This is a genomic window from Kordia sp. (assembly GCF_022447245.1).
In the GTDB taxonomy this organism is placed as follows: domain Bacteria; phylum Bacteroidota; class Bacteroidia; order Flavobacteriales; family Flavobacteriaceae; genus Kordia.
Map to the genome: position 1 here is coordinate 23,011 of NZ_JAKVBC010000019.1, position 15,382 is coordinate 38,392.

General features: G+C 34.8%; 15 protein-coding genes. 10 read left to right on the plus strand and 5 right to left on the minus strand.

All coding sequences use genetic code 11. From position 1 onward, the window contains the following. Positions 1–55 precede the first annotated feature (55 nt). The 3 genes from MK119_RS13680 to MK119_RS13690 all read left to right on the plus strand — a co-directional run bounded on the left by MK119_RS13680 (position 56) and on the right by MK119_RS13690 (position 1,729). On the plus strand, positions 56–517 hold the full coding sequence (locus tag MK119_RS13680; protein WP_290679800.1) for a hypothetical protein: 462 nt from the start codon (positions 56–58) through the stop codon (positions 515–517). A gap of 101 nt (positions 518–618) precedes the next feature. Further along, complete coding sequence (locus MK119_RS13685) at positions 619–951, plus strand: Spy/CpxP family protein refolding chaperone (protein WP_290679802.1); 333 nt, start codon at positions 619–621, stop codon at positions 949–951. A gap of 61 nt (positions 952–1,012) precedes the next feature. Next, positions 1,013–1,729 (plus strand): CPBP family intramembrane glutamic endopeptidase, encoded by a 717-nt coding sequence (locus MK119_RS13690; RefSeq protein WP_290679804.1) that lies wholly within the window; start codon positions 1,013–1,015, stop codon positions 1,727–1,729. Positions 1,730–1,842: 113 nt separating this feature from the next. Here MK119_RS13690 and hemL read toward each other — a convergent pair whose 3' ends face one another. Genes hemL through MK119_RS13705 form a run of 3 tightly spaced genes read right to left on the minus strand, consistent with a single transcriptional unit; the run spans position 1,843 to position 4,912 of the window. Continuing rightward, a complete protein-coding gene (gene hemL, locus MK119_RS13695) occupies positions 1,843–3,129 on the minus strand; it encodes a glutamate-1-semialdehyde 2,1-aminomutase (protein WP_290679806.1) in 1,287 nt (428 codons plus the stop codon). A 25-nt stretch (positions 3,130–3,154) separates the two neighbouring features. Beyond that, positions 3,155–3,997, minus strand: a complete 843-nt coding sequence (locus tag MK119_RS13700; protein WP_290679808.1) for a glucosaminidase domain-containing protein — start codon at positions 3,995–3,997, stop codon at positions 3,155–3,157. A gap of 3 nt (positions 3,998–4,000) precedes the next feature. Beyond that, positions 4,001–4,912 (minus strand): pyridoxal-phosphate dependent enzyme, encoded by a 912-nt coding sequence (locus MK119_RS13705; RefSeq protein ID WP_290679810.1) that lies wholly within the window; start codon positions 4,910–4,912, stop codon positions 4,001–4,003. Positions 4,913–5,248: 336 nt separating this feature from the next. Between MK119_RS13705 and MK119_RS13710 the strand changes: the two genes are divergently transcribed. After that, the gene (locus MK119_RS13710) at positions 5,249–5,593 is read left to right on the plus strand and encodes an alpha/beta hydrolase (RefSeq protein ID WP_290679812.1); all 345 of its coding nucleotides are present in this window, start codon (positions 5,249–5,251) and stop codon (positions 5,591–5,593) included. Next, positions 5,593–5,898, plus strand: coding sequence for an alpha/beta hydrolase (locus MK119_RS13715; protein WP_290679814.1), 306 nt, complete (start codon positions 5,593–5,595; stop codon positions 5,896–5,898). The genes MK119_RS13710 and MK119_RS13715 overlap by 1 nt, the downstream gene beginning before the upstream one ends. Before the next feature lie 14 nt (positions 5,899–5,912). On the opposite strand, the gene MK119_RS13720 is transcribed toward MK119_RS13715, so the two are convergent. Together MK119_RS13720 and MK119_RS13725 are read right to left on the minus strand one after the other, a co-directional pair. Next, entirely contained in the window at positions 5,913–9,455 is a 3,543-nt protein-coding gene (locus MK119_RS13720; RefSeq protein ID WP_290679816.1) for a VIT domain-containing protein, read from the minus strand. Between the two features lie 102 nt (positions 9,456–9,557). Next, positions 9,558–9,881, minus strand: coding sequence for a hypothetical protein (locus MK119_RS13725; RefSeq protein WP_290679818.1), 324 nt, complete (start codon positions 9,879–9,881; stop codon positions 9,558–9,560). Positions 9,882–9,928: 47 nt separating this feature from the next. Here MK119_RS13725 and MK119_RS13730 point away from each other — a divergent pair, with 47 nt between their 5' ends. The 5 genes from MK119_RS13730 to MK119_RS13750 all read left to right on the plus strand — a co-directional run bounded on the left by MK119_RS13730 (position 9,929) and on the right by MK119_RS13750 (position 15,298). Then, positions 9,929–10,081, plus strand: a complete 153-nt coding sequence (locus MK119_RS13730) for a DUF5522 domain-containing protein (RefSeq protein WP_162200418.1) — start codon at positions 9,929–9,931, stop codon at positions 10,079–10,081. Between the two features lie 138 nt (positions 10,082–10,219). Then, positions 10,220–12,208 carry a urocanate hydratase gene (locus tag MK119_RS13735; protein WP_290679821.1) on the plus strand — a complete coding sequence of 663 codons (1,989 nt, stop codon included), beginning with the start codon at positions 10,220–10,222 and terminating at the stop codon, positions 12,206–12,208. 141 nt (positions 12,209–12,349) lie between these two features. Next, positions 12,350–12,919 (plus strand): DUF4136 domain-containing protein, encoded by a 570-nt coding sequence (locus MK119_RS13740; RefSeq protein WP_290679823.1) that lies wholly within the window; start codon positions 12,350–12,352, stop codon positions 12,917–12,919. Positions 12,920–13,317: 398 nt separating this feature from the next. Further along, positions 13,318–14,754, plus strand: a complete 1,437-nt coding sequence (locus tag MK119_RS13745; protein WP_290679825.1) for a S41 family peptidase — start codon at positions 13,318–13,320, stop codon at positions 14,752–14,754. Between the two features lie 109 nt (positions 14,755–14,863). Beyond that, positions 14,864–15,298, plus strand: a complete 435-nt coding sequence (locus tag MK119_RS13750; RefSeq protein ID WP_290679827.1) for a VOC family protein — start codon at positions 14,864–14,866, stop codon at positions 15,296–15,298. Positions 15,299–15,382 lie beyond the last annotated feature (84 nt).

A 15,382-nucleotide genomic window follows, 5' to 3' on the forward strand; every position in this document is an offset into this window, starting at 1 on the left:
AAACCTTTCGCAAAAGCAAAAGTCCTAGAAGCAACTATAATAAAAAACAAAACTCATGAAAAATATCATTTATGCATTGGCAATACTATTTTCCCTGAATGTAGTTGCACAAGAAGGATCTGATCGTACAGACAGAAAAGAAAGAAGGGAAATGACAAAAGAATTCATGCAAAATCTTACTCCAAAAGAAATTGCTACGTTACACACTAAAAAACTTACACTCGCATTAGATTTATCAGATAGTCAACAAACGCAAGTATTAGCTTTACAAACAAAAGTTGCTACCGAGCGTAAAGCAAAAATGGAAGCGTATAAGGCTAAGAAAGAAAAAGTCGAAAAACCTACACAAGAAGAACGCTACAAAATGATGAACGAACACTTAGATGCTAAAATTGCTCATAAGAAAAGTATGAAACAGATTCTCTCGGATGAACAGTACTTACGATGGGAGAAAATGCAGGCACGAAAAGCAAAAGGAAAGAAAAAAAGAAAAGGAAAGCGTAAGAAACAAGAATAGTGATTCAGAAAAGAGAAGTTAAAAGACTTCTCTTTTTTTGTTATTTCTTCACAATTTTAGTATTATTGAGCTATTATTTAGCTAACACCAACCAACAAGTTATGAAAAAATATATTACACTATTCACGTTTGTATGTGTATTATTTCTAGGAATGCAGGCAGCTACAGCTCAGGAAAGTCCTGAAGCGAAAGCGAAAACGAAAACCCTAGAATTATCAAAAGCAGTTGAACTTTCTGATGCACAAGTACAACAAGTATATGCTATTTACTTAGCATACGAAAAAAATAATCGTGTTGAAAATGCTGCTGCATTAGATAAAGCAAGAAAAGATATCAGCGCGTTATTACATCCAGAGCAACAACAACAATTCAAAGCTCGTTTTGTAAAAGAAAAAGAACGCAAGAAGAAATTAGCCAAAGGAAGAGCTCAATAATCTCTCTCAATAAAAACATAAAACTCGGCAAATTGCTGAGTTTTTTTATGCTTATTCTAATATGACAAGAGTAATTTTAGAACATATAATTCACTTGGTAATTGTACTTCCCATCATACTATTGACATTGAAAAATAGATCGCTAGAAAATTTAAAAATATTACTAGCTTTTTCAATATTTTTCATGGCAAATGGTGTCTTATTGTATTTACCTATTGAATTTGATGAATTAAGAATCATAAATGGAAGATGGAATTGGACTGGAAAAATACTTGCAATTTTGGGCGCTATCATCTTTCTCTTAGTATATAGAAAATTCCATTTGAAAGATTACTTTTTAACCTTTAAACAACACAAAAAGAGCTTAAAAAGCGGAATCATAGCGATCTTAGTAGTATTCCTAGTTTCAACAATTTTAAACTTTAAATTTAACACTCCTACTAGTGAATGGCATACTGAGACGATACTATATCAGTTTACAATGCCGGGAATTAATGAAGAAATTGCCTTTCGTGGCATAATGCTAGGACTTTTAGTGAAAATTTTGAAACCGAATTCCATTGCCATGTTGATTACTGCTTTATTATTTGGAATGGCTCACGGGCTTTTCTTAAATCAGAATTTTGAACTGATTTTTAAAAGTCAACCTTTTTTCCAAACAACAATTATGGGAATGATTTGGGCTTGGGTAACTATAAAAACGGGAAGTATACTACTTGCTTTACTATCTCATAACTTAGGAAATGTATCAGGAAAGATAATCAGTGTCATTAAGTAATTACTATTTCTATGTATCATAAAAAAACTCGGCAAATTGCCGAGTTTTTATCTAGTTTTTCAAGTGTATTAATTATTGTGATATTGAATCAAGTTCAGTATGACGTGTAAACACTACAATTCTTTTGCAACCTCTTCAATAGCTTGAATAGTTTTATCTAAATCTTCATACGATAAGGCATCTGATAAAAACCAAGATTCAAAAGCCGACGGTGCAATGTAAATTCCTCTATTTAACAATCCGTGAAAAAACTTCTTAAATGAATCGTTGTTTCCTTTTGCAGAAGATGCAAAATCAGTTACGGGCTCTTCACAAAAATGAACAGAAATCATAGAACCAACTCTATTGATTTGATGCGTAATGCCTGCTGCCGTTAATACTTTTTCAATGCCTTCATGTAAGTATGCAGTTTTCTCTTGTAGACTGGTAAAGATTTCATCTCTTTGATTTAACTCTTCCAACATTGCCAATCCAGCCGCCATCGCTAATGGATTTCCGCTTAACGTTCCTGCTTGATATACGGGACCTAATGGTGCTAGGTGACTCATAATTTCTTTACTAGACGCAAAAGCACCTACTGGCAATCCGCCACCAATCACTTTTCCAAAACATACGATATCAGCATCCACACCATATAACTCTTGCACGCCACCTTTTGCCAATCTAAAACCTGTCATGACTTCATCATAAACTAGCAAAATATTATGTTCATCACACAAGGCACGTAATCCTTCTAAAAATCCTTTCACTGGTGGAATACACCCCATATTTCCAGCTACAGGCTCTAAAATAATACAAGCTATCTCACCTTCATTTTGTTCAATGATTTCTTTTACATTTTCCAAATCATTGTAACGTGCTAGCAACGTATCTTTTGCAGTTCCTTGAGTCACTCCAGGACTGTTGGGACTTCCAAAAGTAACAGCTCCACTTCCTGCTTGGATCAAAAATGCATCGCTGTGTCCGTGATAGCAACCTGCAAACTTAATCATCTTATCTTTTCCTGTATATCCTCTTGCCAAACGAACTGCACTCATACAAGCTTCCGTTCCGCTGTTTACAAAACGGATCATATCAATATTTGGCACCATGGAAACTGCTAATTCTGCGATCTTTGTTTCAATCTCTGTAGGCATTCCAAAAGAAGTTCCTTTCTTGGCTTTCTCTACAACAGCTTCAATCACGGGTTTGTGTGCATGACCTAAAATCATTGGTCCCCACGAGTTAATGTATTCTATATATTGCTTATCATCTTCATCAATGATGTACGCACCTTTGGCTTCTTTTACAAAAATTGGTGTTCCTCCAACTGCTTTAAACGCACGAACTGGTGAATTTACACCACCAGGAATCACTTTTTGTGCCTCTGCAAATAGTGTGCTACTACGTTTATATTCCATTGTGTTAATTTATATTTTTTAATGACTAAAAATCTTTCAGAAGTGGTTTTACAAACAGCACTTGTCCCACAAAAATTTCATTACTTTCAAGTCCGTTCAAAGATTTTAATGTATCAACTGTAATTTTATGTTTTTTGGCTATACTATACAATGTATCTCCTTTTGTAACTGTGTAACGATCGTTATGTGTTGTTACTTTTTTAGCATCTTCTGGTTTCTTTCCTAAAACCTCAGCATCATATTTGTATAACTCATAACGCTCAATCAATGCAATTAATTTATTTGGATACTTCCGATCGGTAGCATATCCTGCTTTTTTTAAACCTCTCGCCCAACCTTTATAATCGTCTTTAGGAAGTTTAAATAATCCTGCATAACGTGATCTTCCAGTCAAGAACAAAGAATGATCTGTAAATGAATAGGCTGGATTTGCATATTTTCTAAAACACTCTTGATCTTCATCATCATCGTGATATACACGTTGTCCTTTCCAACCTTTATGACATTTAATTCCAAAGTGGTTGTTAGAACGCATAGTCAACTTCCCTTTTCCTGATCCAGATTCTAAAATTCCTTGCGCCAACGTAATACTCGCAGGAATTCCATGTAATTCCATTTCTCGTTTTGCTACGTCGCTGTAAGTATCAATATAAATTTCAGTGATACTTTTATTGCTTGTTTTTGGCGTTTTAACTTCTTCTTTTGGAGTAGTTTCCACAACCTCAACAGGTTCTTCTTTAGGTTTCGTAGTTTTTACAACCTTTGTTGTTTTCTTCGTACGTTCTTTTGTTTTTGAAACACGATTTTGTGTACCACAACTTGAAAATATGAATACACCTAGCAATAAATATATAAGTTGTTTCTTCATGCGCTATACGATCGTTTTTTGTCCTTTTCTTTGTAGTTTCTGGTTCATTCCTTCAATTCCTTGCAATCCTCCAGTATGAATTGCTAAAATACGCTTTTGTTTGGCAAAATGCCCATTTTTAATCAAATCTATAATTCCAAATAACATTTTTCCTGTATAAATTGGATCTAGCGGAATGTTTGTTTGTTGTTTGAAATAATTGATAAACGCAATTAATTCATCAGATACTTTCCCATAACCACCAAAATGATACTCTGTAATCAATTGCCAATTATTTTTGTGAGTATACTTCGCGATTTCTTTCTGTAAAAAATCTCCTTTTAATGCTGGAAACCCGAGCACCTGTTGATGCGAATGTACACCGTGACTCAATCCTGCAATTGTTCCTCCTGTTCCAACAGCACAGCAAACAATATCGAAATCTGTTTCAGTTTCCGTGATGATTTCCGCACAACCTTTCACCGCCAAATCATTGGTTCCGCCTTCAGGTATGGTATAAAAATCCCCAAACTTCTCTTTTAATTGTGTAATGACGGTTTCGGAAGTTTTTTCTCGATATGTTGTTCGTGTGATAAATACAAGTTGCATGCCATTTTCTACAGCAAATCGTAGAGTTGGATTGCTGTCAATTTTACTCTCCAACTCTTCTCCTCGGATGATTCCAATGGTGTGAAATCCATGCAGTTTTCCTGCAGCAGCAACGGCAGCTATATGATTGGAAAAAGCACCACCAAATGTAAGTAATGTTTCTTGTTCTTGAGATTTGGCTTCTGATAGATTGTACTTCAGTTTTCGAAACTTATTCCCAGAAACAAACGGATGAATCAAATCTTCACGCTTGATGAACAATTGTACATCAGTTTCAAAATCGAGTTTGACTTCTTGAATAGGGATATTTTCGCTTAAAAATTGCATTCAGAGTACAAAAATACCGTAAAAAATAGAATCATTTAGTTTCTCTTATTGAAATATTAATGAACTTGATATTTATGTTCTAATGATTCCCTACGACTAATTCGTAGTATTTAGTAAATTCACATTATGAAAAACTACTTTCTATTTCTGAGCTTTATCTTCTTTTGTATAAGCAGTTCTTCTTACACAGTTTTACAATGACGAAAAACCGACGCTGAAATTCAACAAACATTCAATGAAAAAAATATTGTCACTGAGATTTCTTACTATAAAGTAGACAGTTTGGGCGTGAATGTTAGAGTACAATCTGTTGTTTCTTAAAAACACAGTATCAATTTGGTTTTCTTTCACGGTTCTCCAAGTTCATTGTCTGCTTGGGAAGGATATTTGGTAGATTCTTCACTTCGAGAAAGTGCAAATATGCATGCCATCGATCGTCCAAGGTATGGCTATTCAAATTTTGGAGATGAAATGACGTCTATTGAAACACAAGCACAACTCATGAGCGCACTTATTAATGAAAAGAAACTTACAAATGTTATTGTTATAGGTGTATCTTACGGAGGTCCATTAGCCGCAAGAATTGGTTTTTTAAATAATAACGTTAAAGTTATTGTCATGATTTCTCCTGCCATCGATCCCAACAATGAAAAAGACATTTGGGCATCTCGATTCACATAATGGAAACTCACACGCTGTTAGTTCCTACTGTATATCGTGCTGCTGGTGACGAAAAGATTGTTCATGCTAAAGAACTTGCCTCTATTGCAAATGACTGGAAAAAAATCACCATTCCTGTATTGTATTTCCATGGAGATGTTGACGACATTGTTCCGTATGAGAACATTCATTTCTCAAAAGACAACTTTCAAAATATTGAGATCATTTCCATTCCTAAAAAAGGACATGAGATTGCTTGGAAACATAAAGAATTGATCATTCCACATTTGTTAAAACTTATTCGTCAGATTCAAACTATAAAATAGTTTTACAGAAATTATTATTCAAAAAACAAGCTTCCAACTTCCAAATTGCCTTTTGTTTTCTCTAAGCGAACAATGATGGTCTTTTTCTCTTCGTTTTCCTTTCCATAATTTGTATACAATGCAACTTTCAAAATGGTAGGTCCGGATACTTTTTGCATACTGTCTGCAAAATGATCTACAAATATTTTATACTCTCCTTTGACAGCATTTTTCAGCATGAATTCTTCTGGTCCATAACCGTCTGTTAAATCTTCAGACATTCTTCCGCCAATTTTGGTAAATGGATTTTTGTATGAAGCCTTCTCGCCTTTAGGATCAAAAACCCACAAATCAATATCTGTATCGTTATGATTCCAATCGATCACAATACGCACATCTACAGGCATTTCTTTAAACGATTTTCGTTTTTTCTTCTTTATTTTTAGTTGTTTCTTATGTGTATTTACCAAACGGGTTAACTCTACAAATGCTACATGTTCGATACCTGTAAATCTTCCATTTTCATCTTTATGCAATAACTCGCCATCATACAAATTACTTAGTAAATCATAGCTTTTTTGAATCTCACCCACATATTCATACGCCAATGCCAAATCACGATACGATTGTGGTTCTTCTGGTCGCAATGCTAACACTTTTTCATATACCAATACCGCTAATTCATATTGCTTTAACTGTTCAAACCTGTAGCCTGCAGCTTTTAACAATTCATAATTATTTAGGTTCATTTCTAGTAAATTGGTAGTAATAGTCAATGCAATATCAGGAGCATTTCTCATATAGAAAAAATCGGCAATATCTAAATAAAAGGAAGGTGTATTTGCATACGCATCACGTATTTCTATATACTTTTTGTGTGCTCCTAAGAGCGTTGTTTCTTTATCTAGTTCTCTTATATATGGAATATCTGAATTCCATGATTTTAATTGTATACTGGAATTCATTTTTTCAGTAAATGCTTGTATGGCTTCCAAGTTGTCTTTGAGTCCTTGCTTCGTAATTACATACACAACACCACCACGACCTTCCTGCCCATAAATGGCAATTGCTTGCTGATTTTTTAACACGCTCAATTGTTGGATTTCCTCTCTCTTTAACTTTTTGAGCGCATAAAAGTTTGACATTTCTCCATCAATAACATATATGGGACGATTGTTTTTACTGAGTGAATTTTGACTTCGAAGAAACATTTCAATAGTTTCCCAACTTTGATGTACACCTCCTGAAATAATAACACCTGATGCACTACCTCTAAGCACAGATGATTGCCCTGTAGAAACCGCAGAAGCAACTTTAGCACTAGACACAGAACCACCATAGCCAACTACCGTTACTGCTTCAAGTGCTTCACGAAATTTCAATTTTGATTTTACGGTTGATGAATTGATTTGCACTTCATTTGTCATGTAACCGACATAAGAAATTACGAGAAGCTGTCCTTTTTTTGCTTTCAAGCGAAAGTTACCATCAAAATCAGTTGTAGCTCCTCTACTTGTCCCTTTTACTAATACATTAGCACCCGGGAGTGGCATTCCTTCATCATCTATAACAACTCCTGAAACTGTAAACAATTCACCTGAACCATTTATATTAGCTGAAGACATTTCCGTAGTCTGTATTGTATTTTTTGTTTGATGTTCCGCAGTCTCGTCCGTTTGTGATACAGGTTCATTGTGTCTTTGCGTTGTATCTTCTGCTTGCGTCGTTATAGATTCAGTTTGTCTTTGCGTTGTGCTTTCTGTTTGCGTTACGGTTTGATTTTGTGCAGTTGCTTGTGTCGTTACAGGAGTTACTATTTCTGTAGTTGTATTTTGCACATCTACAACCTTCTCTTCCTCATACCAATCTATCAAATCCTCGTATGCTTCTCGCAATTCTTCTTTTCTTTCCGCTAGTCCATCGTCCACAAACTCTTCATCAGATGACATGTTTGCTAAATACTCTTTATAAGCTGCTAATAGCTCCTTTGGTGGCTTAATTTTGAAGTGTACATAATCTTCGATACGATCTAAAATAATCATAGACGTATAATTTGTAATCAAACTGTATCGGGTTGCCAGTGCAATAATTTCGCCTTTATTTTCTAATTCGTTTTGATACAAATGTTTCAGTTTTTGTTTTGCCCATAAGCGTTTTACAGCAGTAGTTCCTTCAGAAGCTTCTAAAGTTACAGGAACTTTTTGTGTCACTTCACCTCCATAGCCAAATAAGAGTTCAATGTCAGTGTTTTTTGAAAATTTACCACTGATTGAAAAATCTTGATATACATTGACACGACGTTTCGGATATATTTCACTCACCTGTTCATTGTGTGTTATTCCTAAAAATTGATACGTTTCTCTTTTTAATAGTTGTGCCGCTTTTGTATATTCCATTCGAACTAAGTTCAAATAATTTCCTCCAGATTTTGTAGTAAGATCAATGAGACTTTGATGATTTGCAGATACTAATGAGTTGATGGCATACACTTGAATTTTCCGCTTCATAGCTAAATCTCCCAAATTCCCCAATCCGTCTGAAAACAATAATATTTCATCAGCTTTAATTTTTAGGTCTTCAAATATATTTAGTTTTGTTCCTCCATCATATTGCACGTTCTGTATTTCAGCAAGTAAATCGTCTGTATTTCCCTCTTTTATTATAAATTCTTTTTGAGTTTGAATTTGATTGTTGAATGTGATAAAATTCACAGTTACGTCTTGTACATAATCCAAATATGATGCTACTAATTTTACTTCGTTTGCTACATCTTTAAAGCGCATAGAATATGATGCATCCCAAAGAATTGTTATCTTTTTTGGTTTCTTTTTTAAACGTGTTTTTGGTTGTAATACTTTGTGAAAATGAAAATATCCGTTGTATGTTGCCAAATGTTCTTGATTAGTTTTGTTTGAAATTTGAATCACAACAGGAGTTTTAGGTGCATGATTTTTCTTAGTGGTTTTCGCCACAAATGCATCTCCGTTTTTTTCAAAGAAAAAATCATCATACTTTGTTTTTATAACTTTAGGCAACTGCTTCGTAAAAACATTCATCGTTATTGAAAACACATCTAACTTTTCAGAAATTCCTAGTGGCAATTCATAACTTTGTTCACCATTTATTGTTCGTAACTCTTGTTCAAATTTTAAAATAATATGTTTGTGTTTTTTAGAAAATATAGGATATATGCGAGCTCGGTAATTATTCCCTTCTGTCTTTTCTAACAATGCAGGATCTATTTTTCTACGAATCGTAGCTTCGTAAGCTACACGCCCCAATTCACTTTCAACAATAACTGCATCGCGCATTTTACCATTCACTTCCATAGCAAAACCCGAAACAGCTTGTCCTTCTCCTAACGGAAACACCAATTCCCCTTCCAGCGTTCTATCCAATCCATTATAAAACTTCATGTCATAGGTCGTCACAGCTAAATTCCCGACAATTTCAACATGCACATTTAAGTCGGTAAGTTTTAAATCGTGTTCATTAGCTACAGTAACTTTGGGTGTACTTTGAGCAAATACTTGTGTGCTTATTAGCAATAAAAAGAAACAATAGTAAAGCTTTTTCATAAGAGTCTGGTTTTCATCTACAAAAACAAAACTCTACATTAATTAAAGTAAAGAAAAGAAGGAATGAGTTAAGACTACTTTTGAATGAGTTAACTCAATTGATTACATATACCGAAGATCCCGAAACAAGCCACGCCGTTTCAAATACCTAAAGTCAGCTTCATTGTCATACGCTTCTCGCTCAAAACTGATATTAATATAAGCTCTGTGACGATTGCGATAATAACAGAGTCGAATTAACCATTCCGTCACATAGAATACATAAAAAGGAAGAATCAACAATTCGAGTTGTTGTCGCAAATGGATGCGCTCATGATATACCAAAACAGCATTCCCTTTATCTTCTTTATCTCGTAAAAAAATAAACGGAAACAATGTAATTCCTCGAAAACCTCTAGGCACTATATATTTTGATATAAAAACCATACGTTAAGTAATTCAAAATGTACGCCAATTTAAGTACCTTTGTCGAAATGAAGAAATTAATTCCCATTGAAGAAGGCGATTTTTATCTTTCGCCCGAAGGCTATAAGGTGTTTACAGAACAGTTTCACCTAAAAAGAGGCTATTGCTGCGAAAGTGGTTGCAGACATTGCCCTTATGGATTTAATAAAAAAAGAAAATAACATTCCATGGATTCTATCTTTATGAAATATAAAAAAGCTACTGCACATTTTCACCGTGTAGATATTCGTTATCCCTAGCATTTGCTATGAACTCACAAGTTTTTAGCATAACGAATGACCACATAATTAAAATACAAAATGACAGTAAAAGAACATATCTTACAAGGAATCCCTAACGAATTACCAAATCCAAAACCGTACGATACAACAATCAATCATGCGCCAAAGCGTAAAGAAATATTATCTGTAGAAGAAAAGAAATTAGCCTTGCGAAACGCATTGCGCTATTTTGATAAAAAACACCACGAAGTTTTACTACCAGAATTCAAAAACGAACTCGAAACTTATGGAAGAATCTATATGTATCGTTTTCGTCCAGATTATAAAATGTATGCACGTCCGATAGATGAGTATCCAGGAAAATCAACGCAAGCAAAAGCCATTATGTTGATGATTCAAAATAATTTGGATTATGCCGTTGCTCAACATCCACATGAATTGATAACGTCTGGCGGAAATGGTGCCGTATTCCAAAACTGGGCACAATACTTGTTGGTAATGCAGTATTTGGCAGAAATGAACGATGAGCAAACCTTAGTGATGTATTCTGGACATCCATTAGGACTATTTCCTTCGCACAAAGATGCTCCAAGAGTTGTAATTACTAATGGAATGATGATTCCTAACTATTCACAACCTGATGACTGGGAAAAATTCAACGCGCTAGGTGTCACACAATACGGGCAAATGACTGCTGGAAGTTATATGTATATTGGTCCGCAAGGAATTGTGCATGGAACGACCATCACCGTATTGAATGGCGGACGAAAAATTTCTAAAAATGGTGAAGGTTTAGAAGGAAAATTATTCCTAACTGCCGGATTAGGGGGAATGAGTGGAGCGCAACCAAAAGCTGGAAACATTGCAGGTTGTATCACTGTTTGTGCAGAAGTAAACCCGAAAGTCACTGAAACGCGTCACTCACAAGGTTGGGTAGATGAAGTGATTCACGATTTAGACAAATTGGTGAGCAGAGTGAATGCTGCAAAAGCGAACAAAGAAGTTGTGTCTATCGCCTACCAAGGAAATATTGTGGATGTTTGGGAGAAATTTGACGAAGAACATATTTTTGTTGATTTAGGAAGCGATCAAACTTCCTTACACAATCCTTGGGCTGGTGGTTATTATCCGATTGGACTTACCTATGAAGAGTCGAACGATATGATGGCAAACAATCCAGCACTTTTCAAAGAAAAAATACAAGAAACCTTACGCAGACATGCAGCTGCTGTGAACAAACATGCTGAAAAAGGAACCTACTTTTTCGATTACGGAAATGCGTTCTTATTAGAAGCTTCTCGTGCAGGTGCTGATATTATGGCGGAAAACGAAATCGATTTTAAATACCGAAGTTATGTACAAGACATCATGGGACCTATGTGTTTCGATTACGGTTTTGGACCTTTCCGTTGGGTTTGTGCATCTGGAAAGCCAGAAGATTTAGCAAAAACTGATCAAATTGCCTGTGAAGTATTGGAAGAAATTATGAAAGCTTCACCAATAGAAATTCAGCAGCAAATGGCAGATAATATTCGTTGGATTAAAGGTGCTCAGCAAAATAAATTAGTCGTAGGATCGCAAGCACGTATATTGTATGCAGATGCGGAAGGTCGTATGAAAATTGCGCAAGCTTTTAATGAAGCTATAGAAAGAGGCGACATAGGACCTGTAATTTTAGGGCGTGATCACCATGATGTTTCTGGAACAGATTCTCCATATCGTGAGACTTCCAACATTTATGATGGTTCAAAATTCACGGCAGATATGGCTATTCATAATGTTATTGGAGACAGTTTTAGAGGTGCTACTTGGGTTTCTATTCACAATGGTGGAGGCGTCGGTTGGGGCGAAGTAATGAATGGTGGATTCGGCATGGTTCTTGATGGTACTAAGGAAGCATCAAGGCGACTACATTCTATGTTATTTTGGGATGTAAATAATGGAATTGCTAGAAGAAGTTGGGCTCGAAATGAAGAAGCAATCTTTGCCATTAAACGCGCTATGGAAGTCGAACCAAATTTAAAAGTGACGCTTCCAAATATCGTAGATGATGCTTTGCTAAAATAAATCACCTCGAGACAAGTTTCCGAGGCACGAATAAAGAATTCATATTTGATGAATATCGAGGCAAGCCTCGGAACATTAAAATCTAGATTATTGAATACATTAACATTTTAAATAATATAGTAACCCAAAAAAAGCAGTGATATGAAAAAATTAAAATTACTATTGCCAGTAGTTGCATTACTACTATTCGTTACTTCTTGTATTTCGGTTAGAGTGGTTGCCGACTACGACCAAGAAGCTGATTTTAAATCGTATAAAACATTTGCGTTTTATAAAACTGGAATCGACAAAGCTGAGATTTCAGATTTGGATAAAAAAAGAATTCTACGTTCTATAGAAAAAGAGATGCTTGCTAGAGGATTTGTAAAGTCTGACAATCCAGATATTCTAGTAAATATTATGACCAAAGCGAACAAGCGCATCAATGTAAACAACAACTTCGGCTGGGGCTGGGGCGGTGGATTAGGCTTTGGTGGCTGGGGTTGGAACCCTTGGATATGGGGAGGAAACTCCGCATGGGTAACTTCTCGTGTTGAAGGCGTTTTGTATATTGACTTGATTGATACAAAGAAAAAAGAATTGGTATGGCAAGGAAGAGGCGCTGGTAACTTAATAGGAGACCGTGGAAACATTGAAAAGAAAGAAGCGCGTATCCAAGAATTTGTAGAAGAAATCATGAAAGAATATCCACCTGTAGCAGACGCTCAGTAGATACATAATTCACATAGAAACAGAAAACCTCGGAAGGCAACTTTCGAGGTTTTTTTATGCTTTAACGTCATTTTTGCAGCAGTGCAGCGTTTTTTGTGCTCCGCTGCTCAGTTTTTCTGCTGCTGTACTCAGATTTTCTACACTTGAGCATAGCAACTTCTCTTCTTTTTCTCCTTTCCTTTTGATAAAAAGCACCGTAGGTTTTCACCTTTTCCTCCTTTGGTTTTGATCGAAACCTACTGTGGTTTTAATGAAAACCTCCTTTACTTTTGATATTTTATAATCAGAAATAGATCTAAGAACTTTTTTCCTAATTAATTAGTAACGTTTTTGATACAAATCTTCAAAACAACTGTAACAAATTACAATACTAATTGTCCTTAGTAAAAACGTATTTTATGAAACATTACTTTACCGCCTTGCTATTTTTGATGATTGTTAAACTAGCAACAGCTCAAGATTGCGAATGTCAAAAAGAGTTTGAGTTTGTTGCAAACTACTATGAAGAAAACTTGCCTGGATTTACGGACAATGTCACTGAAGATAACCTAGCAGCATACACCAAATTCAAGGAAAAACTATACAATCAAGCTAAAAATTATTGCAATGACGAAGATTTATGCTTTAAAACCCTATTGGTATATGTAGAGTTTTTTAAGGACAATCATTCTTCAATTTATACAAATAAGTCTTTTAATGTAGATGAAAGTAATGAGGAAGAGGTGAATAAATTCCTGATATCAGATCTTTTTAAGAATCGTGAAATTTTTCAAAATATCAATCTAAACATCAACAATCCTATTCAGGACATTGAAAATCAATACCAAACAAAAGATGCAGCGTATACTGTAGCTATTGTAAAAAATGAAAATGAATTTAGAGATTATGTAGGTGTTATTATCGATTCAAAAACATCACTTTGGAAAAAAGGACAAGTAAAGTTCGAACTAAAGAAGGTAAAGGAGAATACATACGATATGTTTATGTACATGAGAAACCATTCTTTACGATATTATAAAAATGTAAAACTCACCACCAATGGTATCCTCAATGATAGTTGGTTTAATACACAACTAAAAGAAAGAAAATCATACAATATTGATGTCACAACTAGAGAATTAACATTCAAAGAAATTGATGAAGAGACAAACTATATGTATATCCCAACATTTAGCGGAAATTGGTTCGCTAAAATTTCTGAATTTTACGAGCAACACGATGCCAAAATACAAGCAAAACCCTACCTAATTATTGATGTACGGAATAATGGTGGTGGTAGTGATGCCTGCGCAAGTCCATTACTGAAGTACATATACACAAAGCCTTTTCAAACGGATAAAGTAGATGTGTATGCTACCAAACAAAACACACGAAAGTTTTTGGAGTGGTATAACGATATGAAAAATGATACTGCAAACTTTAGCAAAGAGTTTTTAAAAGGAGTTAAGGAAGAGATAGAAACCATGAAATCGGTTCCTAACAAAACATTTATTCCAAGAGGAACCGGAGAAACAGTAACCCTTGATACTGTTTTAGAGAATCCTAAAAAAGTAGTAATTATGATAAATAAGTATTGTGCAAGTTCTTGTGAGAGTCTATTATTTTGGGCAATGGAAAGTGATAAAGCCATTATTGTGGGAGAAAACTCTGGAGGATATGTTGGCTATGGAGAAATTTCTGGAGTAAACACACCAAACTTCAACTTTGAATTGGGTTGTACCATGACGCGATACAGCCATCAAAGAAAGTATGAAGCTGATGGAATTCCGCCTAAGTATTACTTTAATAATGATAAAGACTGGATAGAGCAAGCCGTAGATATTCTAAAAAAATAACCATCGCTCAAAATATAAATAAACGAATAGCGTCACAATTCTTTATATATTTATAATATGTCTGAAAGTTTTGCTACATCAGAACAAGACATTATGAAAATCTAGCATCATGGCAATAGTGAACACCTACTTATATTTTAATGGAAATTGTGAAAAAGCGTTTGAGTTTTACAAAGATGTTTTCAAAAAAGAAATCACCTATATGGAACGCTATAAAGATGTTCCTGAAGCCGCAAGACAACATTTTCTGAATTGTAAAGATGAACATATTATGCATGCTACATTGCCAATTAGCGAGGAAACTTTTTTAATGGGAGCTGATGTGATTGATCCTAACAAGAAAGATCAAAATGCTGCTGCATTTTTCTCACTAATTGTCAGTACAAAAAGTAAAGAAGAAGCAGATAGTATTTTTAATGCGCTTTCAAAAGATGGATCAATCAAACTTCCCATGGAGAAGCAATTTTGGGGTTCATATTATGGAATTTGCATGGACAAATTTGGCGTGAATTGGAAAATTAGTTTTGCGTTAGAAAACAACTAAACACACACATAATTAGACTTAAACGATTATGATAAAATATTTAATTTGTTCGATTATACTACTTGCCTCATGTTCAAATACAGA